This is a genomic window from Egibacteraceae bacterium (assembly GCA_040905805.1).
In the GTDB taxonomy this organism is placed as follows: domain Bacteria; phylum Actinomycetota; class Nitriliruptoria; order Euzebyales; family Egibacteraceae; genus DATLGH01.
The window spans coordinates 1-24,684 of sequence record JBBDQS010000109.1; the positions used below are offsets into that span (position 1 = coordinate 1).

Below are 24,684 nucleotides of genomic sequence, written 5' to 3' on the forward strand. Positions count from 1 at the left end.
GGCGAACGCGCCAGGTTCCTGCCCCAGGTTGTAGCGCCGCACCTGCGCCCCCTGCTCACCCAACCAGTCAAGATCCGACGCGAACCGCGCCAGCGCCGGATCAACCGACGGACCGCACACCCCCGTCGAACAGCACATCGCCGGATCGAACACCTCAACGGTCACCATCATCATCGCCTTCCAGTCAACGTCACGATCAGGACTGATCGCGTATCGACGATAGACGATACGACTGTTTACGTCTTTGCGCAACTCGCGCTGAGCAGCGGCCCGCTCAGAACGAGGCGACAGCTCGCTGCAACGCCTCGAGCCCCGCAGGGTTGACGCAGTACCGGGTACGCGGCCCGTCGAAGACACCCTGCACCAGGCCCGCATCGCGCAGGATCCGCATGTGGCCCGACACGGTCGACTGGGCGACGCCCAACTCCTCGACGAGCTCCCCCGTGATGCAGTCCGGGCGAGCCTCGAGCAGACGCAGAATCCGCACCCGGGCAGGATGTGCGATGGCCTTGGCCAACGCGGCCACCTGTCTATCGTCGAGCGCCACGTCGGGAGCGGATCGCGTTGCGGGCGCACAGCAGACGCTCTGCCCCGGTTGATGCAGGGCGGCAACGGCATCGACGGTGTCACTCATCTACGGAAATGGTACCTCGTGCTCATCGACACCGGACCGTACGTTTCCAGGCCCAGGGACGTGAACGGCGCGCGTCCGGTCGCTGACTCAAGGCGTTCCCAACCGCTCGACGCCACCGGACTCGGTCCTCACCGTCGGACGTGGCCTGGCGGGTGCGCATCAAACTGGGGGCGTAGGCTGGTCCGGGGCTCCGAAGGCCACGGTCGCTGTCGGGTCCGTTGGGAGGGCAGGATGCCGGACAGTTCGGAGGTGCACCCACCGGCTGGTGAGGCCCACGGCGGGTCGTTGGCCGCCCGGCTGAACTGGCTACGCGCAGGAGTGCTCGGAGCCAAGGACGGCATCGTCTCGACGGCTGCGCTGGTCGTCGGTGTTGCGGCCGCGACGACCGACCTCGGTGCGATCGCGACCGCTGGGACCGCAGGACTCCTCGCGGGGCCGTGTCGATGGCGCTCGGCGAGTACGTCTCCGTCAGCACCCAACGAGACACCGAACGCGCGCTGATCGTCAAAGGGCCGACGAACTGCAACGCCTGCCCGACGACGAACTGGCCGAACTCACGCAGCTGTTGCAGGACAAGGGCCTGCGTGCGGAACTCGCGAGGGAGGCTGAGGGGGAGCTGACCGCCCACGACGCACTCGCCACCCACCTCGACGTCGAGCTGGGCATTCGACCGTGAGGACATCTCGAACCCGTGGACGGCTGCGGTGGCGTCAGCCGTTGCGTTGACGGTCGGGGCGATCCTGCCCCTGATCGCGATCCTGCTTCCCCCAGCGTCCGCGCGGCAGCAATCAGCGTCCTTGTGACGTCGGGTGGGCGACGGCGGTGACGTGGCCGTGGGCGTGGACCCAGGCGCCGTCGACGCCGTCGGCGAGTCGGCGGGTGCGGTGGACGGCCGCTTCGATGTCGCGGTGGTGCCGGGCGTCGTCGACGGGGTTGGCGGCGCAGTCGGCGTGGCCGGCGATGATCAGCGTAGTGCTGGCGTGGGCGGTCGTGGAGACGGCGACGCGGTCGAGGATCCCGTCGAGGGGGTCGGGGCGCCGTATGCGCAGACGGCGTCGGCGCCGGGGGCGGTGATCAGGTCGACGTGGTCGACGCCGAACCGCTGGCGGATCCACTCGGTGACCGGGGCGTGAACGCGTCCGTGGATGCAGGTGATCGCGGTGGCGAAGGTGGCGGGCATCAGTACACCTCGTCGGGGCGGGGTTCCTCGCTGTCTGCGGGGCGCAGCGGGGAGCGCTCGCTTAGCCCGACGGCGTCGAGGGCTGCGGGGATCGCGGGGTGGATGCGGTCGTGGAGGCGGTCCCACAGGCCGGCGCGTTCGAGGACGTCGCGGACAGGGCCGCGCACGGTCGCGAGGTGCAGCGCGACGCTGGCGTCGTCGAGCTTGCGGTCGAGCTCGGCGAGGGCGTGGGCGCCGTCGGTGTCCATGCCGGTGACCGCGCTGCAGTCCAGCACGATGGCGGCGAGGTCCTCGCGTTCGGTGACGATGAGGGCTGGTGACCCGGTCGTCGAAGCGCTTCGCGGAGGCGAAGTAGCGCGGTCCGTCGATTCGGAGGATGGCGACGGTCGGGTCGGTGCGGGTCGGGTAGCGGTCGGTGTTGCGGAACCGGGCGGTGCCGGTGACGCGGCCGAGCTCGGCGGTGTGGGGGTTGGCGGTGCGCCACAGCAGCATGGCCAGGCTCGCGGCGACGCCGGTGGCGATGCCCGGCTCGACGCCGATGAGCAGCGTCGCAGCGAAGGTGAGGCCGAGGACGGCGGCGTCGGAGCGGCGGACCCGCCAGGCGTGCCGGGCGCTGTCCAGATCCACGAGCCCGGCGACGACGACGACGATCACCGCGGCGAGGACGGCGCGGGGGAGGTGGAAGAACAGGGGGGTGAGGAAGGTGACGGTGAGCGCGACGACGCTGGCGGTGATCAGCGAGGCCATGGGGGTCCGCGCACCCGCCTGGTGGTTGACCGCGGTCCGGGAGAAGCCCCCGGCGACGGGGAAGGACTGGAAGACTCCGGCGGCGAGGTTCGCCGCGCCGGAGGCGACGAGCTCGGCGTTGGCGTCGATGCGCTGGCGGGTCTTGGCGGCGATGGCCTTGGCAACGCTGATCCCCTCCAGGTAGGAGATCAGCGCGATCGCGGCGGCCGAGGGCAGCAGCGCGATGACGGCGTCGAGGGTGATCGCGGGCAGGGCGGGGCGCGGCAGGCCGGAGGGGACGTCGCCGAGGGTGGCCACCCCGACGTCAGCCAGGCCGAGCTGGGGGGGCGCGGCGGCGGCGCCGGCGACGACGAGCAGCGCGGTCGGCAGACGGGGGGCGAGCTTCTACCGCCCGACACCCATGCCGGGCTCGTCGGGTGCGTCGGGGTTCAGGGCGACCCATGCGACGTGGTCCCGGCCGTCGACCTCGATGAGGTAGCGCAGCTGCGCACCGGTGAGCGTGCCCACCCCACTGTGGAAGCGCAGGTAGCGCGAGCGTGGCGACAGCCGATGCAGCCCCTGCTGCAGCCGTGCCTTGTCGCCGGGCTCGATGGGGCGGATGATCACGGGGGTGCCATCCCGCAGGTGGACGCGCATCTGCGCCTCCCTCGTCGGCGCTCAGCAGAGCTGGCGCCCGGTGACGCGCTCGGGGTCGATCCGCAGGTACAGGCAACGCCGGCCCGACGCCCAGGGCTGCAACCGGAGCCGGCGGAACCGTGCCAGCTCCACCACGTCGGAGACCCGCCGGGCGGTGCCCTCGATCAGCACGCTCCAGCCCGCGAGCCATGCCGCGTCCACGTCGTCGACCTCGAACGCGACCGGGCGTTCGAGGGCCCGTCGCCCGACGAGCGAGTCAGGGTCGGCGCGGATGACGACGGCGTCGCCGTCCAGCAGATAGTTGACCGGCACGATCAGCGGCTGTCCGTCGCCGTCCGTCACGCCGAGCCGGCCGACCGGGACCGGGTGGCTGCGCAGCAGGTGCAGGCACCGCTCCGGCGCCAGGACGGTCGGGTCGTCGGTAGCCATCGCTCGTGCACTCCCTCCTGCCCTGTGGCGGTGCCGGCGGCACCAGCCCTGGCTCGGATGCCCGCGACGCAGGTGCACCGTACTCCCAATGTGCAGGGCCTGGGCGTTGGGCGGTTGACCGCAGACGCCGATCGGGTAGGAGTCGGGGTGCGCCCGTCACCCGAACAGGACCGAGATCATGCCCAACGGAGATCTGTGCCAGCGCTGCGGGGTTCGCTCCGCGGTCGCCCAAGCCCGCCAACTGCGACCCGGGATGCCGCCCCTCGTGGGGCGCCTGTGCCAGGTCTGCGTGCAGGAGGTCGGCCAGGCTGCCCGCCCCGGCACCTTCGACGAGTTCTTCGCCCAGTTCTTCGGCGGTGGCCAGACCCCACCGCCGCAGCCTCCCGGCGGCGGTCCCCAGCAGGTCGACATCACCCGCTTCTTCTCCCAGGCCACCCGCCAGACCCTGCACCAGGCCGCCCATCAGGCCGTCGAGTGGGGCTCCGCGGAGCTGGACAGCGACCACCTGCTGTGGGCCGCCCTGAGCGACCAGACCGTGCAGCTGGTGCTCCACGGCTCGGGGATCGACCCCCAGTCGGTCGCCCGCGAGGTCGAGGCGCGCACCCCGAAGCGCGAGCCCACCAACGTCGCGCCGGCGCTGTCCCCCGATGCCAAGCGGGTGCTGCTGGCCGCCTTCGAGGAGTCCCGCCAGCTCGGCGTGGACTACATCGGCCCGGAGCACATCCTCCTCGGCCTCACCCGTGACAGCGACAGCGCCGGCGGCCAGGTGCTGCGCGAGGCGGGCGTCGACGGCGCGCAGCTGCAGGGCCCGGTGGCGCGCAGCGCCGGCGGGGACGGGCGCGCGCCGGCGCAGCCGGCCAGCCAGACCCCCACCCTGGACCAGCACAGCCGCGACCTGACTGCGGCGGCCGCCAACGGCGTCCTTGACCCCGTCATCGGCCGGGACAGCGAGATCGAGCAGACCATCGAGGTGCTGAGCCGCCGCACCAAGAACAACCCGGTGCTCGTCGGTGAGGCCGGGGTCGGCAAGACCGCCATCGTCGAGGGCATCGCCCAGCGCATCGTCGCCGAGGAGGTGCCGGAGACGCTCCAGGGCAAGCGGCTGGTGGAGCTCGACATCGGCGGCATGGTCGCGGGCACCCGGCACCGTGGCGACTTCGAGGAGCGCATCCAGAAGGTCGTCGAGGAGGTGACCCGCCACTCCGAGGAGCTGATCCTGTTCATCGACGAGCTGCACACGATCGTCGGGGCCGGTTCGGCCGAGGGCTCGGTGGACGCGGCGAACATGCTGAAGCCCGCGTTGGCCCGCGGCACGCTCCACGCCATCGGCGCGACCACCCTCGACGAGTACCGCACCAGCATCGAGCGCGACCCCGCCCTGGAACGCCGGTTCCAGCCGATCACCGTCCCGGCGCCGAGCGTCGAGGAGACGATCCAGATCCTGTACGGCCTCAAGGACCGCTATGAGGCGTTCCACCGGGTGCGCATCACCGACGAGGCCATCGTCGCCGCCGCCGAGCTGAGCGACCGCTACATCGCCGACCGGTTCCTGCCGGACAAGGCGATCGACCTCATCGACCAGGGCAGCGCGCGCATCCGCCTGCGCCACCACTCCAAGCCGCCGGGGACCAAAGCGCTGGAGGACGAGTGCCGGCAGCTGCGTCGTGACAAGGACCAAGCGGTGGCGGCGGAGGACTACGAGCGTGCCGGCGAGCTGCGCGCGACGCTGACCGCGAAGGAGGCGGAGCTGGAGAACGCGCACCAGGCCCGCCACGAGTGCGCCGACCTCACCGCCGAGCACATCGCCGAGGTCGTGTCCCGCGCCACCGGCGTCCCGGTCTCCCAGCTCACCGAGGAGGAGCGGGAGCGGCTCCTCGGGCTGGAGCAGCGTCTGCACCGCCGGGTCGTCGGACAGTCCGAGGCGATCGACGCGATCGCCGAGGCGGTGCGCCGCTCGCGTGCCGGCCTCGGTGACCCCGGCCGGCCGGTCGGCAGCTTCCTGTTCCTCGGTCCGACCGGCGTCGGCAAGACCGAGACGGCGCGTGCCCTGGCCGAGACGCTGTTCGACGACGAGGACCGCCTGGTCCGCTTCGACATGAGCGAGTTCCAGGAGCGCCACACCGTCAGCCGCCTGATCGGTGCCCCGCCCGGCTACGTGGGCTACGACGAGGCCGGCCAGCTCACCGAGCAGGTGCGGCGCACCCCCTACTGCGTGCTGCTGCTCGACGAGATCGAGAAGGCCCACCCCGACGTCTTCAACTCGCTGCTGGCGGTGCTCGACGACGGCCGGCTGACCGACGCCAAGGGCCGCACCGTCGACTTCACCAACACGGTGGTCATCATGACCTCCAACTTGGGCTCGGAGCGCATCACCGCGCAGGGCCAGCAGCCGTTGGGGTTCTCGCCGGCGCCGGCGGGCGACGAGTTCGAGCAGATCAAGGACGACCTGCGCGACGTCCTGCGCCGCGAGCTGCGTCCCGAGTTCCTCAACCGCATCGACGAGATCGTCGTGTTCCGCCCGCTGTCCGACGACCAGCTGCAGGACATCACCCGGCTGCTCGTGAACCAGGTGGCCCGGCGCATGACCGCGCGGGGAATCACGCTGGAGCTCACCGACGAGGCCGTCACCAAGCTGTCCGACGACGGACACGACCCCGACTTCGGCGCACGGCCGCTGCGGCGCACGATCCAGCGGGGCGTCGAGAACGTGCTGTCGCGCATGGTGCTCGACGGCTCGGTCGACGACGGAGACCGCGTGTCGGTCCGTTGTGAGGACGGCCAGCTGGCCTTCGACGTCAAGCGTGGTGGCGCCGACCAGCCGACCACTCCAGTGGTCTCCACCGTGTAGCCGGGGTCGCGCCGCCACGCCATGGTGTGGTGTGTGGTCGGCACGGGAACCCTCGAGGCCTAGCGGTCGTCGCACCGTTGGAGGCTGGCGTTCCCCCAGAGCCGACCCATGAACGGCAGGTGCGCGATGACTCATTGCCACACGCGAACCGGCTACGGGCCGCGCCTCGCGGCGCTCGCGATCATCACCGTCCTCGCGTCCACGGCGCTCATGTACGGCGATGCCGCCCAGGCGTGCACCTGTGCCCCGCCACCTCCCTCCGAGGAGGCCTTGGCGCAAAGCGGCGCGGTCTTCGCCGGTGAGGTTCTCGACCTCACCGTGGTCAACGGGCCCGATTCCGCCGTCGTGGCCCGCATGGCGGTCACCGACGTGTGGAAGGGCGAGGTGCACGAGGTGGTCGAGGTGCGCACCCCCGCCGACGGCGCCAGGTGCGGCTATACCTTCGAGGTCGGCCGAGCAGACCTGGTGTACAGCTCCCTGGGCGACGACGGGCGGTTCGTCGCCTCCATGTGTAGCCGCACCGCCCCTGTCAGCGACGCCCAGGACGACCTGGTCGCACTCGACACGTCCACCGCTCCCCTGACCGGGGGACCCAGCGGGCAGCCCGAGGCCACCCGGTCCTGGACTGCCATGGGGGTGGCCGCCGTCGCACTGGGCCTGGGGGGGCTGCTCGCGACGATCACCTGGGTCGCGCGCAGGCGCGCCTGAGCCTGAACCATGTGGCGGCCGTTCGGTCCCACGCCTGGACGGGCAGGCCTGCCGCCACTGCGCGGGATCAGGGAGGCTCGTGCTCGCCCCCAGCGCGTGCCGGAGTGTGGCTGGGCGGCTACTGCTCGACCAGGTGGCTCAGGAGGCGGATGACGAAGGTGGCCATCTGGTCGCGGCGCACGGTGCTGGCAGGCCGGTAGGTGCCGTCACCGGGTGGGCGTGGGCGTCGGCGTCGGCGTGGGGTCGGGATCCGGGGTCGTGTCCTGCACGACCAGTGTCGCCGACGCGGTCTGCTCTCCGAACGTCGCGACGATGTTGGTCTCCCCCTCCCCGACGCCCGTCGCCGTCCCCACGGCATCCACGGTGGCCACCTCGGGGTCGTCGCTGTGCCATTCGGCACTGTCGGTGACGTCGACCTCCGCGGTGTTCTCGTGGGTCGCGGTGGCGGAGAAGGCCTGCGTGTCGCCGACCTCCACGGTGGCCTCCTCCGGCGAGACCTCCAACGCCGTCACCGGAGACGTCTCACCGACGACGAACCGCTCACCCACAACGGCCCGATTGCCGGCACGGTCCCCGGCTCGAACCAGCAAGTGGACCGGGCCCTGATCAGTGAGCGTGACGACGGTCGGCAGGTCTCCCGGGGCGAGCTCCGCCCACTCCTCGCCGCCATCCAGGCTGTAGTCGACCCACGCCAACCCGGACAGGGCATCCTCGGCGTCGATGGACACCTGGACCGGTCCGGACAGTACCGGCGCGACCTCCAGCGCGTTCGCCAGCACCTGGTTGAGCAGCGCGGTGTCCGCTGGGTCGCCCCACAGCGCACCCCACGGCGTCTGAGGCATCACGACCAACGATCCCCCTTCGGCCGCGAACAGGGCCGGATGTCCGTCGCCGTTTACCGCGACCACCGAGACGTCGAGGTCGGTGACGCGGAGCATGTACTCCGAAGGGCTGCGCTCCTGACCGGCGATGGTGACGAAATCGTGCGTCTCAGGCAGCTCGAACGCCAGGGGATGCTCGGTGTCGACGAGCTGGAGGTGCGGGGACTCGGGCTCGCGCCAGTCGGTCTCGGTGACATCCACCGTGAACAGGTGCTCGTTGACGGCCTCGGCGAACTGCTCGGTCGGGTCGCCACCGAACAGCACGAGGCGCGTGCCCTCGTCGAGGGCGGTGCGCAGGGCCAGGATGTCCTCATCCGCCAGGCCGGCCGGTTGGTCCTGCTCGGCGTCCATGCCCACGATCACGGTGTCGTAGGGGGCGAAGTCGACCTCGTCGAAACTTGTGCTCTCCAGCGTGTCGAAGGTCAGCCCGATCTCCAGCAGCGACGTCTCGATCGAGGCGCTGACGCTGCGCGTTCGCAGCACCAAGATCTCGCCGGGGCCCTCGGGTCGCTCGTCAGGACCGACGGCGACCGACAGGTCGGGATCGGTGCCGTCGACGGTGATGCTCACGCTGTCGGCGGCGGTGTTGCCGTCGCTGTCAGTCGCGCTGAAAGTCAGCTCGTGGGTCCCCTGCGACAAGCTCGTCACGGCCAGCTGGTCGCCGTCGCCCAGCGCGCCGTCTCGATCCGACTGCCACCCCGCAGCATCGTCCGTCAGCGAGCCGTCCTCGTAGTCGAAGGCGATGCCCTGCAGCCAGACCAGATCGCCCTCGCGCACCACGGCGCCGTCCGCTGGCTCGGCGATGGCCACGACCGGGTCCTTGGTGGGCACGGTGAACCCCGCGGACACCGCCGTCCCGACGTTGACGCCATCAGAGGCCAGCACGCGCACCCGTGAGCTGTCGGTGTCCTGCGAGCCGCCGAGGGTGTCGAAGTCCACCCCCATGCCCGGCTCGACCAGCCCGGCCTCCACGAGCTCCCAGCTTTCGCCGCCGTTACGCGAATAGTGCACGACGAACGTGTGCTCGGCGCTGTCAGGGTCGTCCACGGTCCACTCCAGGGCGTGGAGCCCGTCGAGGACTTCGCTGCCCTCCGGGGCGGTGATCGCCACGGTCGGCGGTTCGCCGACGAGGTCGACGGAGCCCAGCAGCTGCTCGCCAGGCCCGATGACCACGAGCCGGACCGCGTCGTCGGAGAACTCCACCCACTCCGCGAAGTCCGGCGGGAGCTCGAGATCCTGGCCATGGGGGTGCTCTGGATCGAACGCGCGGCTGACCAGCACCTCGTCGCCAGCACCGCGGGCCTCGATGCGGTAGTCACCCTCGCCCGCACCGCTGTCGGCGGTGATCTCGTCACGGAACAGCGGCTCCAACTCCACCGTCCCGTCGATGATGATGCCGCTCACCAACCAGAACTCCCCCGTGGTGAGCTCCGCCGGCTCCGCAGCGGATGGCGTGCCGGCCGAGCCGACATCGCCACCGAACTCCTCGATGACGGCCGTGTAGGTGTAGGGGGAGACCCACATCGGCAGGCAGTAGCTCATGTAGTCGTAGTGGCCACCGGGGTCGATCGCCGTGCGCGTCCGCAGGTCGAACCCGAGTTCCTGGATGCCGGGGTCGTTGCCGTGCGGCCAGCCAGGGTCCAACGAGGCGGGTGCTCCGAAGCAGTCGGCCGCCGGTGAGGGGACGTGCTGGCGGCCGAAGTTGTGTCCCAACTCGTGCGCGACCACCCCGGGCGCGCCATCGACACCGTCGACGGTGAAGGCCGTGCGGCTGACGCCGGCGTGGCCAGGGCGGTAGGCCAAGCCGATGATCCCGCTGCCGGTACCCGCCTCGCCGCGCACCATGCCGTAGTAGTAGCGATCGCTCGGCCGCGGGGGCAGGCTCCACGCCCACCGACGTCGCACGGACCTGAGCACGTCTGACCACCAGTCGGGGTCGGCCGTGGCGTTCCCGACCGTCCCCCCCGGTGACTCCAGCCGCACCTCGCCGGGGAACGTGGCCCGGGTGAAGCCCAGCAGACCGCCCAGCTCGGAATGGTCCGCGCACTGCCAGTCTCGGTTCGGCCAGCTCCCGTCGAAGTCGTCGCACACGCTGACCGGGTGGATCCGCAGAGGCTCGACCGTGGTGGTCGCGAAGTCGAACACCCGGCGTTCGAGCTCCCCACCCTCAGGATCGAGAGCACGCACTGTGACGCTCACATCACCGTCCGGTACGAACGGGAAGTCGTGGGACAGGCACCCACGCTGCTGCGTGCGTCGCTGCTTGGGCGTGCAGGCAGGCGACAGCGTCACGGTGCGATCGCCGCTGAACGACCCGGTCACCTCGATCCGCACCGGCGTGGGCTCAGCGACCTCGCCGGTGTACACGCGCATCACCGCCGGGCGGTCACGCACGATCGGCACCTGCGGGCCCTCCGCCTCGAGCTCGTCGAGCCCTTGGAGCTCCTGGGTGGCCTGCGTGAACTCCACCCCATCCAGGATCGCGCCGATCCTGATCACATCGGGCGCACAGTCGGTGCCGTCGAACCCCCAGGTCTCCGACCCGGGAGGCCAGTTCTCCTCCACGTGCACGCACAGGGTGTACAGGCCAGGCTTGGTTCCGGCGGGCACGGTGACCGTCTCCGTCTGCGTGACCTCCGCCCACTCGCCGCCGACAACGGGCAACAGCACCGTGCGCACCGCGAGGTCCACGCGTTCTGGACCCTCGATCCGGATGTTCGCCCGGTACCGCCCCCACACATGGTTCGCCGATGTGAAAAACGTGACGTCGAAGTCCTCGGGCAGGGCTTGGAGGAGCCGCTCCTCTGTGGGGTCGTCGATCCGCACCTGCTGGACGGTCTGGGGTGCGACGTTGTCATCGCCGCCCGCGTCCTGGGCGGCCGACACTGACGCCGCCGCGACATACCAGACCAGCGCGCACACCAGGAGCGCGAATGCCACCTGCCGGCGCCGTCCGACCGCTGACCCACATCATCGCCGCCACCGCAGCCCCCGTTCTGAGCGGTGCCACAGAACACGCCCGCCCGACTCGCGGTCCAGGATATCTGAAACCGCACGCACCTTGCCTGTCATGCATTCAGAGGAAACGTCAAGAGCCATCTGAACCTGCCCAAGTTGTTCATGAGGCCGTGGGAGAGGGGAGGCTTGGGCGTGCCTCACGGGAACGCTGGCGGCCACCGCGACCCTCGGGTGGCAGCCACGCTCGCCGTGGCGGTCGACCTTCCCCACGCACGCGTCGATCAAGCCCGCCCACCCCCAGATGCCCGGCGAGCGTGGCGGACAGGATCAGCCGGCGTTGGCGATCAGCGACGGGTCGTCGAGGTCACGGACATGCGCGGGAGTTTGTGTGAGACTGTCACCTGGACGGTGCCCTCCTGACCTGGCCTCTGCGGTCGTAGAACACCCGTATTGTTCCAGGTCAGAGGGCATTTTCCGTGCAAGCGAACCTGTTCTCAGCCAACCTTTTCGGTGGAGCCCGGATGCGACGACACTTGCGGTTGGAGACAAACCCGGTCGTGTTCGGGGCCTCGGTTGTGGTCATCGGGGTCGTGCTGGTGGTCGGCGTCGTGGCGACGCCGACCCTGGAGCGGACCTTCCAGACGCTGCAGTCGTGGATCGTCGCGACCCTGGACTGGTACTACATCCTCGCCGTGAGCGGCTTCCTTGTCTTCGTCGTGTGGCTCGGTGCCAGCCGGTTCGGACGGCTGCGCCTGGGCAGCGCGGACGAGCGCCCGCGCTACCGCTACCTGACGTGGTTCGCAATGCTGTTCACCGCGGGCATGGGCATCGGCCTGGTGTTCTGGAGCGTCGCTGAGCCCCTGTCCCACCTCGCGGACCCGCCGATGGCCGAGGCCGGCACCTCCGCGGCGGCCCGCGAGTCGATGCAGTTCACCTTCTTCCACTGGGGCCTGCACGCCTGGGGCGTCTATGCGGTGGTCGGCCTGTCGCTGGCCTACTTCGCGTACCGCCACGACCTGCCCCTGACCATCCGCTCCGCGCTGTACCCGCTGCTGGGCGAGCGCATCCGCGGGCGCTGGGGCGACGCCGTGGACGTCTTCGCGGTCTTCGGCACGATGTTCGGCGTGGCCACGTCGCTGGGCTTCGGGATCCTGCAGGTCAACGCCGGACTGGCCAGCCTCGGGCTCGTCGAGCAGTCCACGACCATGCAGCTGCTGCTGATCGCCGCGGTGACCGGCGGCGCGACCGTCTCCCTGCTGCTCGGCCTGGACAAGGGCATCCTGCGCCTGTCGCTGACCAACCTGGGTGTGGGCACCGCCCTCATGCTGTTCGTGCTGGCCGCCGGCCCCACGGTGTTCGTGCTGCGCAGCTTCGTGGAGCAGGTCGGCGTCTACCTGCAGACGCTGCCCGAGATGATGCTGTGGACCGACGCCCAGGCGGACTCGGGCTGGCAGGCGACCTGGACCGTCTTCTACTGGGGCTGGTGGATGTCCTGGTCGCCGTTCGTCGGCATGTTCATCGCGCGGGTCTCCCGAGGCCGAACCATCCGCGAGTTCGTCTTCGGTGTCCTGCTGGTCCCGGTGGTGCTGACGTTCCTGTGGCTGGCGATCTTCGGCAACAGCGCGATCGCGATCGACGGCCTGGCCGACGGGGCGCTGTCGCAGGCGGTCGCGCAGGACCCCGCCGTGGCGCTGTTCGCCCTGCTCGAGCAGTTGCCGCTGACCGCGATCACCAGCGTCCTGGCGATCCTGCTGGTGGCGACCTACTTCGTCACCTCGTCGGACTCCGCCTCGCTGGTCATCGACCTGCTCACCAGCGGAGGCAACGTCGACCCTCCCAAGGTCCAGCGGGTGTTCTGGGCGCTGCTTGAGGGGGCGGTCGCAGGCGTGCTGCTGGTGGCGGGGGCCGGGGGGCTGGCCGCACTGCAGACCGCGGCCATCACCACCGCGCTGCCGTTCTCGGTGATCATGATCCTGGCGTGCGTCGGCCTGGTGCGGGCGTTGTACGTCGACGAGCGCGGGCGGCCGCTGCAACGGGCCGTGCTGTTGGACGCGGAGGGCGAGGAGGTCCCCGAGAGCCACGGGCGGGAGAGCCCGGTGCGCGACCACGTCCAGGGGGCGCCGTGACCGCCCGCCGGGCGCTAGACGATCTGCCGCCCGGTGATGAGCGTGGGCTGGATGCGGATGTACAGCGAGCGCTCGCCGGGCGCCCAGGGACGCAGCCGCAGGCTGCGCAGCCGTTCCAACTCCACCACGTCGGTCACCCGCTCCGCGGTCCCACGCACCAGCACGCTCCAGCCGTCCTCCCAGACCGCGTCCACGTCGTCGACCTCGAACGCGACCTGGCACCGGACGGCCCGCTGGGCGATGAGCGACTGCGGCTCTGTCCGGATGACGACGCTCGTGCCGTCCACCTGGTAGTTGACCGGCAGGATGAACGGCTGCCCGTCGAGCTCGCTGGCCGCAATCCGTCCGAGGTGGACCGGGTGCGCGTCCAGCAGGCGCAGGCACGTCTCAGGGGATAGGGATTTCAGACCGCGCGCCTCGGTTCGCATCAGGTCCCCACCTCCGTCCTGCCGCGCCTCCGCGGTCCGGTCCGCACGCTACGAGGCGCCCGATCCTTGGCGGGGACAGCGAGCCTGCTCGACCGCTGGCGCGATGGCCATCGCGACCCTCCTGACGCGTCGCGCTCGGCCTGCTCGCTCTGCCCGACGCCGTGACGACACCGTAGGCGGCCACCCTGCCCGCGGCAGGGGCCACAGGTCACCTGCGAAGGGGGACCTTCGCCCCTGCTTCCCGCTGCGCCGTCACCCTAGGGTCACAGGACGCAACGGACCGGGGCTGCGTCACGGCAGCACGGCAGGAAGGGCCAACACGGTGACCCTCGTTTCCTCGTCCATCCCGGTGCTGGCCAGCAGTGGGGGCACGACCGCCCTCGTCATGGACGGCAACGAGGCCGCGACGCGCGTGGCCTACGCCTGCAGCGAGGTCGTGGCCATCTACCCCATCACGCCGGCTTCCCCGATGGGCGAGCTGACCGACGCCTGGGCCTCGGCGGGCACGCAGAACCTGTGGGGGGCGGTGCCCCGGGTCGTGGAGATGCAGAGCGAAGGAGGTGCCGCAGGGGCGCTGCACGGGGCGTTGCAGAAAGGTGCGATGGCAACGACGTTCACGGCCTCCCAGGGCCTGCTGCTGATGCTGCCGAACATGTTCAAGATCGCAGGCGAGCTGACCCCGGCGGTCATCCACGTGGCTGCGCGCACGATCGCCACCTCTGCGCTGTCAATCTTCGGCGACCACTCCGACGTGATGGCCGCACGTTCCACCGGCTGGGCGATGCTGTCAGCCTCGTCGGTCCAGGAGTGCCAGGACCTGGCCGCCGTCGCGCACGCCGCGACGCTGCGTACCCGGGTGCCGTTCCTGCACTTCTTCGACGGGTTCCGCACCTCCCACGAGCTCAACCGCGTCGAGCCGCTGACCGACGAGGACCTGCGGGTCCTCATCAGCGACTCCGACGTCCTCGACCACCGCGACCGCGGGCTGACGCCGTCCGCCCCCGTCCTGCGGGGCTCGGCGCAGAACCCCGACGTGTTCTTCCAGGCCAGGGAGGCGGCCAACCCCTACTACGACGCGGTGCCCGCCGCGGTGGCCGAGGCCATGGACCACCTCGCCGGGCGCACCGGACGCCGCTACGGTCTGGTCGACTACACCGGCCACCCCCAGGCGGAGCGGGTGGTGGTCCTCATGGGGTCGGGGGTCGGGGCGGTCACCGAGACGGTCGAGGCGCTGGTCGAGCGCGGCGAACGCGTCGGGGCGGTCACGGTGCGGCTGTACCGGCCCTTCCCGGGCGACGAACTGCTCGCCGCGCTGCCGGCCAGCGTGCGCCGGATCGCCGTGCTCGACCGCACCAAGGAACCGGGCGCGGTCGGCGAGCCGCTGTTCACCGACGTGGTCGCGACGCTGGCCGAGGCGGCGATGCGCGGCCGTGGCCACCCCGCTGGCCTGCCCCAGGTCAGCGGCGGCCGCTACGGCCTGGCGTCCAAGGAGTTCACCCCCGCCATGGTCGCCGGCGTCTTCGCCGCGTTGGGCGGCGACGACCCGCCGCCACGCTTCACCGTGGGCATCCACGACGACGTCAGCCACCTGTCGCTGCCGCCGTCGGCCGACTTCGCCCTCCCCCGCAGCGCCGGCGACGTCACGGCGGTGTTCTACGGGCTGGGCAGCGACGGGACCGTCGGGGCCAACAAGAACACCGTCACGATCATCGCCGAGCACAGCGACCTGCACGCGCAGGGCTACTTCGTCTACGACTCGCGCAAGGCGGGCGCGCAGACCGTGTCGCACCTGCGCTTCTCCCGGCGGCCGATCCGCTCCACGTACCTGATCGACCAGGCCGGCTTCGTCGCCTGCCACCAGTTCGGCTTCCTGGCCACCCGCGACGTCCTGAGCGTCGCCGCGCCCGGGGCGACGGTGCTGCTCAACGCACCCGTCCCCGCAGGAGAGGTCTGGGACGCGCTGCCGGCGCCGGTGCAGCAGGCCATCCTGGACAAGGGGCTCCGGGTCCATGCGGTCGACGCGTCGCGGGTCGCCCGCGAGTGCGGTCTGGGCGGGCGCATCAACACCGTCATGCAGCCCTGCTTCTTCGCGCTGGCCGGCATCTTGGACCGTGACGAGGCGCTCGCCGCGGTGCGCGCGTCCATCCGGACCACCTACGGGCGCCGGGGCCGCGAGGTCGTCGACCGCAACCTGGCGGCCGTCGACCGCGCGCTGGACGAGCTGGCGGCGGTCCCGCTGGGCACGCAGGTGACCTCGACCACCCTGTTGCGCCCGGTGGTCCCCGACCACGTCGAGGGGTTCGTCGCCCGGGTCACCGCACGGATGCTGGCGGGCGAGGGTGACCTGCTGCCGGTCAGCGCGCTGCCGGTCGACGGCACCTTCCCCACGGGCACGACCCGCTACGAGAAGCGGTCGCTGGCGACCGAGATCCCCATCTGGGACCCCGACGTGTGCATCGACTGCGGCAAGTGCGCCATCGTCTGCCCCCACGACGCGATCCAGATGAAGGTGTTCGAGCCGGCCGCGTTGGAGGGCGCGCCGGAAGGCTTCGCGTCCAAGCCCTTCCGCGCGCGCGAGCTCGACCGGCCGCACCTGCTGACGATCCAGGTGTCGCCGGACGACTGCACCGGGTGCGTCGTCTGCGTCGAGCAGTGCCCCGCCACCAGCAAGACGGTCGCGGGCCACAAGGCCATCGACATGGAGCCGGTGGAGGACCACCAGGCCGCCGAGCGCGAGAACTTCGCCTTCTTCGAGACGATCCCCCCGCTGGACCGGTCCCTGCTCCCCCACGACACGGTCAAGGGCTCCCAGGTCCTGCAGCCGCTGTTCAGCTACTCCAGCGCGTGCGCCGGGTGCGGCGAGACCCCCTACCTCAAGCTGCTGTCACAGCTGTTCGGCGACCGCATGATCGTCGCCAACGCCACCGGCTGCTCGTCGATCTACGGTGGCAACCTGCCGACCACGCCGTGGGCCACCAACGCTGAGGGGCATGGCCCGGCGTGGTCGAACAGCTTGTTCGAGGACAACGCCGAGTTCGGGCTCGGCCTGCGCCTGGGCTACGAGCAGCAGGTCGCGACCGCACGCGCCCTGCTCACCGCCATGGCAGACGTCGTCGGCGACGACCTGGTCACCTCGGTCCTCCAGGCGGACCAGTCCACGGAACCGGGGATCGTCGCCCAGCGCGAGCGGGTCGCACAGGTGCTGCACCGCCTGGTGGGGACGGACGGCGACGACCGTGCCCGCCACCTGCGGTCCCTGGCACCCGCCCTCGTCCGCGCCGACCTGTGGATCGTGGGGGGCGACGGGTGGGCCTACGACATCGGCTACGGCGGGCTGGACCACGTCCTTGCCTCCGGTGCGGATGTGAACGTCATCGTCCTGGACACCGAGGTCTACTCCAACACCGGCGGCCAGGCCTCGAAGGCCACGCCGCGCGGGGCGGTCGCGAAGTTCGCCACCGAGGGCAAGGAGGTCCCCAAGAAGGACCTCGGAGCCCTGGCGATGCAGTACGGCACCGTCTACGTCGCCCAGATCGCCCTCGGGGCCAACGAGGTGCAGACCGTCCGGGCGCTCCAGGAGGCAGCCGCCTGGCCGGGGCCCTCGCTGGTCCTCGCGTACTCGACGTGCATCGCTCACGGTTTCGACATGCGCAACTCCATGCACCAGCAGCGGGATGCCGTGAAGAGCGGCTACTGGCCGCTGTACCGCTTCCGGCCGACGACCGAGGAGCACGCGACGCCCTTGCGCCTGGACTCGCGCAAGCCGTCGATGCCGGTGGCGGACTTCGCCCGCAGCGAGGGGCGGTTCGCGATGCTGGCCCGCAGCGACCCCGAGCGCGCCGCGCGCCTGCTGGCCCTGGCGCAGGCGGACGTCGACGAGCGCTGGCGCTACTACGAGCAGCTCGTCGGGGTGGAGCGCAGCGTGGTGCACGAGCCCGGCGCCGTGGTCGACGCGAGCGGTGCGGCGGCGCACGAGGTGGGCTGATGGAGCTGTCCACCACGTACCTGGGATTGACCCTGCGGTCGCCGCTGGTCGCCTCCGCCGGCCCGCTGACCGGGCGGCTCGACTCCCTGCGGGCGCTGCAGGACGCGGGCATCGCGGCGGTCGTGCTGCCCTCGCTGTTCGAGGAGCAGGTCGTCCACGACGAGCTGTCCACCACCGCTTTGTTCGACCTCGGCGAGGGCTCCAGTCCCGAGGCGACCAGCTACTTCCCTGACCTCGGCAGCGTCGAGACGGTCACCGACCGCAGCCTGCGCCACGTCGAGGAGGCGAAACGGGCGCTGGACATCCCGGTCATCGCCAGCCTGAACGGTGTCTCCCCCGGTGGCTGGACACGCTACGCGCGCCTGCTGGCGGACGCCGGGGCCGACGCCCTCGAGCTCAACCTGTACCGCGTCGTGGCTGACCCCGACCTCTCGGGCGCCCGCGTGGAGGAGCAGCAACACGCGCTCGTCCGGCTCGTGCGCGAGGCACTCGACGTCCCCCTGGCGGTGAAGGTCGGGCCGCACTACAGCGCCTTCGGCCACTTCGCCGCCGGCCTGGTCACCGCGGGCGCGGACGCCCTGGTGGTGTTCAACCGCTTCTACCAGCCCGACCTGTCCCCGGCCACCCGCCAGGTGGTGCAGTCGCTGGAGCTGTCCACCCCCAGCGAGCTGCGTCTGCCGCTGCGGTGGATCGCGCTCCTGCACGGACGCCTGGACGTCCAACTCGCCGCGACCACGGGCGTGTGGTCGGGCCTGGACGTCGCCAGGGTCCTGCTCGCGGGCGCCGACGTGGCCATGATGACCTCGGCGCTGCTGCGCCACGGCGCCGACCACGTCCGCACCGTGGAGCGCGAGCTGCTCGCCTGGGGCGCCGAGCTCGGGTACGACTCCGTCGACCAGCTGCGTGGCAGCGCCAGCCAGCGCAACACCGCCGACCCCTCGGCGTTCGAGCGGGCGAACTACGTCGAAACGCTCGTACACTACGCGAACTCGTTCTGGAGCGGGCAGGGGCCAGGGCCATGGTGAGCGGCGTGCACCCGTCAGGCGACGAGCGCTTCGGGCTCGTCGACACGGCCCTCACCCGTGCGCGCTACGCGCCCGACCAGCTCATCGAGCTGCTGCACGTCGCGCAGGGGATCTTCGGCCACCTGTCCCCCGACGTCCTGCACTACCTCGCACGCGAGCTGCGGCTGCCGCCGAGCACCGTCTTCGGGGTGGCGACGTTCTACTCCCTGTTCACGTTCGAGCCCCCGGGCGACCACAGCTGCACCGTCTGCACCGGCACCGCCTGCTTCGTCGAGGGCGCCGACGAGATCGTCGCGGCCCTCCAGGACGCCCATGGCGTGGTGGCCGGGCACACCGCGCCAGATCGTCGCTTCGCCCTGTCGACCGCACGCTGCCTGGGCTCGTGCGGCATGGCGCCGGTCATCGTGGTCGACGGAGCCGTCTCCGGGTACGCGACGGTCGAGTCGACCCTCCAGGCCGTGCAGGCCGTGCTGGCCGAGGAGGTGGCGGGCTGATGGCCGCGGCGCTGGACCTCGACGTCGTCACCGCGGCGGAGCAGACCCGCCGTGGCCGCTACCGGCAGCGGGTCATGGTGTGCCAGAGCATCTCCTGCCTGGCCGCCGGCGCCCAGGCGACCCGCACCGCGATCGAGCAGGCGACCGACGAGGAAGGCCTTGGCCACGACGTGCAGGTGGTGCCCACCGGCTGCATGGGCCTTTGCAGCCGGGGCCCCCTGGCGCAGGTCGTGCCACGTGGCGGCGCCCCGACCCTCTACGGCGACGTGACCGCCGAGGCGGGTCGACAGCTGGTCGCCAGCCTGCCCCGGCGTGCGCCCCCGCCGCCTGCGGCGGTGACCGACCGCGTCCTCGACCCCGACATGCCCTTCTTCGCCTGCCAGCGTCGCTTCGTGCTGGCCAACGCCGGACGCATCGACCCCGAGCGGATCGAGGACTACGTCGCCGAGGGTGGCTACCGGGCCATGCAGACGGCACTGCAGTCGATGGCACCCGACGACGTCATCGAGGCGATCGCCGCCAGCGGGCTGCGCGGCCGTGGTGGCGCGGGCTACCCCACGGCGAAGAAGTGGCGGTTGCTGGCCGCCGCCGGCGGGGAGCACAAGTACGTCGTCGCCAACGGCGACGAGGGCGACCCCGGCGCCTTCATGGACCGCACGGTGATGGAGGACGACCCGCACCGGGTGCTGGAGGGGATCGCGCTGGCCGCGTACGCCACCGGCGCTGACCGGGCCTTCCTCTACGTGCGGGCGGAGTTCGCCCGGGCGGTCGAGCGCCTTGACGCGGCGATCCGGGCCGCCCGCCGCCACCGGCTGCTCGGCCGCCGGGTGCTCGGCAGCGACTTCAGCCTGGACGTCAGCGTGCGGATCGGCGCGGGGGCGTTCGTCTGCGGCGAGGAGACCGCGCTGATGGCCTCCGTCGAGGGGGGGCGCGGCACCCCCCGCCTGCGACCGCCCTACCCGACCGAGCAGGGCCTGTGGGGCGCCCCGACGGTCATCAACAACGTCGAGACGCTGGCCAACGTGCCCGGGATCATCGGGCGTGGCCCGGAGGCGTTCGCCGCAATCGGGACGTCCGCCAGCAACGGCACCAAGGTCTTCGCGCTGGCCGGCAGCCTGGTCAACACCGGCCTCATCGAAGTCCCGATGGGCATCACCCTGCGCCAGATCGTGGAGGACGTCGGCGGGGGCATCGCCGGCGGCCGCGCCTTCAAGGCCGCCCAGACCGGCGGGCCGTCGGGTGGCTGCATCCCCGCCGAGCTGCTCGACACGCCGATGGACTACGAGCGGCTCCAGGCGCTGGGCTCCATCATGGGCTCGGGTGGGCTCATCGTCATGGACGACAGCGTCACGATGCCCGAGGTGGCGCGCTACTTCATGGAGTTCTGCCGCGACGAGAGTTGCGGCAAGTGCGTGCCCTGCCGCGCGGGGACGGTCCAGCTGGTCGGGCTGCTCGACCGCATCTGCACCGGCGCCGGCACCACCAGGGACCTCGCGCAGCTGGAGTCGCTCGGGCAGACCGTCCGCGAGACCAGCTTGTGCGGTCTCGGGCAGACGGCCCCGAACCCGCTGTTCTCCACGCTCGAACACTTCCGCGGCGAGTACCTCGACCTGCTCGTCGACGGGGACACGGCGGGGGGCGAGGATGGCTAGGCCGCGGGCGCAGCCGGACGCTGCGGTCACCATCGACGGCGCGCCGGTGCGCGTGTTCAGCGGCGAGTCGCTGCTGGCCGCTGCCAACCGGGCCGGCATCCCGATCCCCACGCTGTGCGCGGTGCAGGGCCTGTCGGTCTGGGGTGGCTGCCGCGTCTGCGTGGTGGAGGTCGCCGGGGACCACACGCTGCGTCCGGCCTGCGCGACCACCGCCGTCGACGGGATGGAGGTGACCACCGGCTCCGACCGGCTGGTGGAGCACCGGCGTCAGATCGTCGAGCTGCTGTTCGCGGAGGGAAACCACGTCTGCGCGGTGTGCGTGTCCAACGGTGCCTGCGAGCTCCAGGACCTGGCCGTGGACCTCGGCGTCGACCACATCCGCTTCGCCTACCAGCACCCCGACCGCGGCGTCGACCTCAGCCACCCGCGCTACGGCCTGGACCACAACCGCTGCATCCTGTGCAGCCGCTGCGTGCGCACCTGCGCCGAGATCGAGGGCGCCAACGTCTGGGCCATAGCGGCGCGGGGGGCCGGGTCCCGGCTGGTCGCCGAGCTGGACGAGCCCTGGGGCGAGTCGACGTCGTGCACCTCCTGCGGCAAGTGCGTCGCCGTGTGCCCGACGGGGGCGCTGTTCGACAAGGGCACGGGCGTCGGCGAGATGCGCCACGACCGCGACGTCATCGGGTTCCTGGCCGCGGCGCGGGAGCAGGGCGAGTGGCACGACCGGGAACAGCAGCCGTGACCGCCGCCCGCAAGCCGCGGCTGGCAACGGTCTGGCTCGGCGGCTGCTCAGGCTGCCACATGTCCTTCCTCGACCTCGACGAGTGGCTGTTCGACCTCGCCGGGCTGGTCGACGTCGTCTACAGCCCGCTGATGGACACCAAGGAGTACCCCGACGACGTCGACGTCGTCCTGGTCGAGGGCGCGGTCGCCAACCGCGACAACCTCGAGCTCGCCGAGCGCCTGCGTGCCAGCAGCCGGCTCGTCGTCTCGTTCGGCGACTGCGCGGTCACCGGGAACGTCACCGCCCTGCGCAATCCCCAGGGAGAGCCTGCCGCGCTGCTCCAGCGGGTGTACGTCGACGGCCCCGACCGCCACGGCGTCGTCCCGTCCGCGCCCGGCATCGTCCCCGACCTGCTGCCGCAGGTGCAGGAGCTGCACGCCGTCATCCACGTCGACGCGTACGTGCCCGGCTGCCCGCCGTCCGCCGAGCGGATCAAGGCGGCGCTGACCAGCCTGCTCGACGGCGGCCCCGACCACCGCTGGGGCATCCGCTTCGGCTAGAAGGGCGTTGCGTGCACGACCACATCGTGATCGACCCCGTCACCCGCATCGAGGGGCACGCGAAGATCACCCTGCGGCTCGACGCCGCGGGGGCCGTCGACGACGCCCGCTTCCACGTCACCGAGTTCCGCGGCTTCGAGGACTTCTGCCGTGGCCGACCGGTCGCGGAGATGCCCAGCCTCACGGCGCGGACCTGCGGCATCTGCCCGGTGAGCCACCTGTTGGCCTCGGCCAAGGCCGGGGACGCCATCCTGGCCGTGACCCCGCCGCCTGCCGCGGTCGCTCAGCGGCGGCTGGCCAACCTCGGGCAGATCATCCAGTCACACTGCCTGAGCTACTTCCACCTGTCCGCACCCGACCTGCTGCTCGGCATGGACGCCGACCCGGCGCAGCGCAACCTGTTCGGCCTCATGGCCGCCGAACCCGAGCTGGCCCGCCGCGGGATCCGCCTGCGCCAGCTCGGCCAGGAGGTCGTCGCCGCCGTCACCGGGGAGCGCATCCACGGGTCGTGGATCGTGCCGGGCGGGGTGGCCCATCCCCTGGACCCGGCGACCAAGGAGGGCATCCGGGAGCGGTTGCCCGAGGCCAAACAGGCGGCTGCGGACACCATCACCGAGTTCGAGGGTCTCCTCGACCGCTTCACGGAGGAGATCGCGGTCTTCGGGACCTTCGACAGCCTGTTTCTCAGCCACTGCGGCGCCGACGGCTCCTGGGAGCACTACGGCGGAGGCCTGCGGGTGGTCGACGCCAGCGGTGCGATCGTCGTGGACGGGCTCGACCCCGCCCGCTACCGGGAGGTCATCGGCGAGTGGGGCAACGCCGACAGCTACCTGAAGTCGCCCTACTGGAAGGCGCTGGCCGAACCCGACGACCCCCGCCCGGGCGTCTATCGTGTCGGTCCGCTCGCGCGCCTCAACGTCTGCGAGCGCTTCGGCGTGCCGCTCGCCGACGAGGCGCTCGCCGCCTTCCGCGAGCGTGTGGGCGGCGTCGCCACCTCGTCGTTCTTCTTCCATTCCGCCCGGCTGATCGAGGTGCTGGCCTGCGTGGAGCTGATCGAGCGCGCCCTGGCCGACCCGGTGCTCGACGACACGCGGGCGCGCGCCACGGCCGGCATCAACGCCCGCCACGGCGTCGGGGCGTCCGAGGCCCCGCGCGGCACGCTCTTCCACGACTACACCGTCGACGACGACGGGCTCGTGACCTCGGTGAACATGGTCATCGCCACCGGCCAGAACAACCTCGCCATGAACGCCGCGGTGCTGCAGATCGCGCAGCGCTTCGTCCACGGCGCCGACGTGACCGAGGGTGCGCTCAACCGGGTGGAGGCCGGCATCCGCGCGTTCGACCCCTGCCTGTCCTGCTCGACCCACGCGCTGGGGCAGATGCCGATGCTCGTCCAGGTCACCACCGCGGATGGCGTGGTCGTCGCCGAGGCACGCCGGGACTGACGGGCGGGCTGGCCGTGAGCGGCGTCGTGGTCATCGGGTACGGCAACGACCTGCGCGGCGACGACGGCGCGGGGCGGCGGGTCGCGGAGGCCGTCGCCGCAGCCGGCCTGCCCGGGGTCACGGTGCGGTCGGTCCACCAGCTGGCACCCGAGCACGCGGCCGACGTCGCCGGGCGCCGCTGCGCGATCTTCGTCGACGCGCGCCTCGCCGGCGCGGGCGCCCAGGCCGGCGTGACGGTGCAGGCGGTCTCCGCCAGGGTCGGCGACGCGGGCCTCACCCACCACACGAGCCCCGCGGCGCTACTGGCGCTGGCGGCCACGCTCGGGCCCCCGCCGGGGGACGCCTTCGTCGTGTCGATCCCCGCTGGCGACCTGGGGATCGGCACGACCCTGTCGACGGCGACCGCGGCCGCCGTGGACGCCGCCGTCGATCAGGTCGTCGCGCTGTGCGCCTGCCGACCCTGACCGCTGTGGTCCCCATCCCCCGATGACCGCGCGCCATACTGGCGTCGTGCCCATCGCCGTCCCGGGAGGTGCGCACCGTGGATCACGAACTCGCGATCCGGGCCTCGGGTCTGGTCAAGCACTTCGGCGACGTCAAGGCCGTCGACGGGGTGGATCTCGCTGTGCGTCGCGGTGGCGTCTACGGGTTCCTCGGACCCAACGGGGCGGGCAAGACGACCACGATCCGGATGCTCGCGACGCTGCTGAGACCCGACAGCGGCACCGCCAAGGTTCTCGGTCACGACATCACCAGCGAGGCCGCCCTGGTCCGCCGGCGGGTGAGCCTCACCGGGCAGTTCGCCTCCGTCGACGAGGATCTCACCGGGGTCGAGAACCTCGTCCTGCTGGCCAGGCTGCTCGGCAGGTCCCGAGGGCAGTCGAAGGCACGGGCCGGTGAGCTGCTCGAGGCGTTCGGGCTTGCCGACGCGGCCGGATCCGACGGCACTGTCGATCACCGTCCCCGACGTCGACCGGGTCGCGTACGCGCGCCGGCCGCGGCGCTCACCTTCGGATGGCGCGCCCTGCTGAAGATCAAGCACGTCCCCGAGCAGCTGTTCGACGTGACGATGTTCCCGATCATGTTCCCGATCTGGCAGCCCGCCGTCATCGTGGGCGCGCTCCTCGGCGACGCGCTGCGCTACTCCCTGGCGTCGGCGACCCGAATCCAGACCTCTTGACATAGGTGCGGAAGTGCCTGCAGGGTTTCAGTGCTCTTTGA

At 71.6% G+C, this 24,684-nt stretch carries 19 protein-coding genes; 12 read left to right on the plus strand and 7 right to left on the minus strand.

The genetic code is table 11. The features are described from left to right. From WD250_12410 to WD250_12430, 5 genes are all read right to left on the minus strand, one after another. A partial coding sequence (locus WD250_12410) for an arsenic metallochaperone ArsD family protein (protein ID MEX2621006.1) occupies positions 1-252 on the minus strand: 252 nt, incomplete at its 3' end. 22 nt (positions 253-274) lie between these two features. Then, positions 275-634 (minus strand): metalloregulator ArsR/SmtB family transcription factor, encoded by a 360-nt coding sequence (locus tag WD250_12415; GenBank protein MEX2621007.1) that lies wholly within the window; start codon positions 632-634, stop codon positions 275-277. A 964-nt stretch (positions 635-1,598) separates the two neighbouring features. Further along, positions 1,599-2,930, minus strand: a complete 1,332-nt coding sequence (locus tag WD250_12420; GenBank protein MEX2621008.1) for a carbonic anhydrase — start codon at positions 2,928-2,930, stop codon at positions 1,599-1,601. A 15-nt stretch (positions 2,931-2,945) separates the two neighbouring features. Then, entirely contained in the window at positions 2,946-3,197 is a 252-nt protein-coding gene (locus tag WD250_12425) for a hypothetical protein (GenBank protein ID MEX2621009.1), read from the minus strand. 21 nt (positions 3,198-3,218) lie between these two features. Beyond that, positions 3,219-3,626 carry a pyridoxamine 5'-phosphate oxidase family protein gene (locus tag WD250_12430; GenBank protein MEX2621010.1) on the minus strand — a complete coding sequence of 136 codons (408 nt, stop codon included), beginning with the start codon at positions 3,624-3,626 and terminating at the stop codon, positions 3,219-3,221. A 178-nt stretch (positions 3,627-3,804) separates the two neighbouring features. Between WD250_12430 and WD250_12435 the strand changes: the two genes are divergently transcribed. Then, positions 3,805-6,474 (plus strand): ATP-dependent Clp protease ATP-binding subunit, encoded by a 2,670-nt coding sequence (locus WD250_12435; GenBank protein MEX2621011.1) that lies wholly within the window; start codon positions 3,805-3,807, stop codon positions 6,472-6,474. A 126-nt stretch (positions 6,475-6,600) separates the two neighbouring features. Continuing rightward, entirely contained in the window at positions 6,601-7,182 is a 582-nt protein-coding gene (locus WD250_12440; protein MEX2621012.1) for a hypothetical protein, read from the plus strand. Positions 7,183-7,388: 206 nt separating this feature from the next. On the opposite strand, the gene WD250_12445 is transcribed toward WD250_12440, so the two are convergent. Beyond that, on the minus strand, positions 7,389-11,003 hold the full coding sequence (locus WD250_12445; protein ID MEX2621013.1) for an Ig-like domain-containing protein: 3,615 nt from the start codon (positions 11,001-11,003) through the stop codon (positions 7,389-7,391). A gap of 557 nt (positions 11,004-11,560) precedes the next feature. Between WD250_12445 and WD250_12450 the strand changes: the two genes are divergently transcribed. Next, positions 11,561-13,147, plus strand: coding sequence for a BCCT family transporter (locus WD250_12450; protein ID MEX2621014.1), 1,587 nt, complete (start codon positions 11,561-11,563; stop codon positions 13,145-13,147). A gap of 14 nt (positions 13,148-13,161) precedes the next feature. On the opposite strand, the gene WD250_12455 is transcribed toward WD250_12450, so the two are convergent. Then, positions 13,162-13,575 (minus strand): pyridoxamine 5'-phosphate oxidase family protein, encoded by a 414-nt coding sequence (locus WD250_12455; GenBank protein ID MEX2621015.1) that lies wholly within the window; start codon positions 13,573-13,575, stop codon positions 13,162-13,164. A 322-nt stretch (positions 13,576-13,897) separates the two neighbouring features. On the opposite strand from WD250_12455, the gene nifJ reads away from it, so the two are divergent. The 9 genes from nifJ (at position 13,898) to WD250_12500 (ending at position 24,643) form a co-directional block, all read left to right on the plus strand. Further along, the gene (nifJ, locus tag WD250_12460) at positions 13,898-17,560 is read left to right on the plus strand and encodes a pyruvate:ferredoxin (flavodoxin) oxidoreductase (GenBank protein ID MEX2621016.1); all 3,663 of its coding nucleotides are present in this window, start codon (positions 13,898-13,900) and stop codon (positions 17,558-17,560) included. After that, a complete protein-coding gene (locus WD250_12465) occupies positions 17,560-18,585 on the plus strand; it encodes a dihydroorotate dehydrogenase-like protein (GenBank protein MEX2621017.1) in 1,026 nt (341 codons plus the stop codon). The genes nifJ and WD250_12465 overlap by 1 nt, the downstream gene beginning before the upstream one ends. Continuing rightward, on the plus strand, positions 18,579-19,079 hold the full coding sequence (locus WD250_12470; GenBank protein MEX2621018.1) for an NAD(P)H-dependent oxidoreductase subunit E: 501 nt from the start codon (positions 18,579-18,581) through the stop codon (positions 19,077-19,079). The genes WD250_12465 and WD250_12470 overlap by 7 nt, the downstream gene beginning before the upstream one ends. Next, positions 19,079-20,731 (plus strand): NADH-ubiquinone oxidoreductase-F iron-sulfur binding region domain-containing protein, encoded by a 1,653-nt coding sequence (locus WD250_12475; protein MEX2621019.1) that lies wholly within the window; start codon positions 19,079-19,081, stop codon positions 20,729-20,731. The genes WD250_12470 and WD250_12475 overlap by 1 nt, the downstream gene beginning before the upstream one ends. Further along, a complete protein-coding gene (gene hoxU / locus WD250_12480) occupies positions 20,724-21,473 on the plus strand; it encodes a bidirectional hydrogenase complex protein HoxU (protein MEX2621020.1) in 750 nt (249 codons plus the stop codon). The genes WD250_12475 and hoxU overlap by 8 nt, the downstream gene beginning before the upstream one ends. Continuing rightward, entirely contained in the window at positions 21,470-22,015 is a 546-nt protein-coding gene (locus WD250_12485) for a hypothetical protein (GenBank protein ID MEX2621021.1), read from the plus strand. Before hoxU ends, WD250_12485 begins: the two co-directional genes overlap by 4 nt. Before the next feature lie 11 nt (positions 22,016-22,026). Next, positions 22,027-23,463 carry a Ni/Fe hydrogenase subunit alpha gene (locus WD250_12490; protein ID MEX2621022.1) on the plus strand — a complete coding sequence of 479 codons (1,437 nt, stop codon included), beginning with the start codon at positions 22,027-22,029 and terminating at the stop codon, positions 23,461-23,463. Positions 23,464-23,477: 14 nt separating this feature from the next. Further along, positions 23,478-23,927 (plus strand): hydrogenase maturation protease, encoded by a 450-nt coding sequence (locus WD250_12495; GenBank protein ID MEX2621023.1) that lies wholly within the window; start codon positions 23,478-23,480, stop codon positions 23,925-23,927. Between the two features lie 77 nt (positions 23,928-24,004). Then, positions 24,005-24,643, plus strand: coding sequence for an ATP-binding cassette domain-containing protein (locus WD250_12500; GenBank protein ID MEX2621024.1), 639 nt, complete (start codon positions 24,005-24,007; stop codon positions 24,641-24,643). Positions 24,644-24,684: the final 41 nt, after the last annotated feature.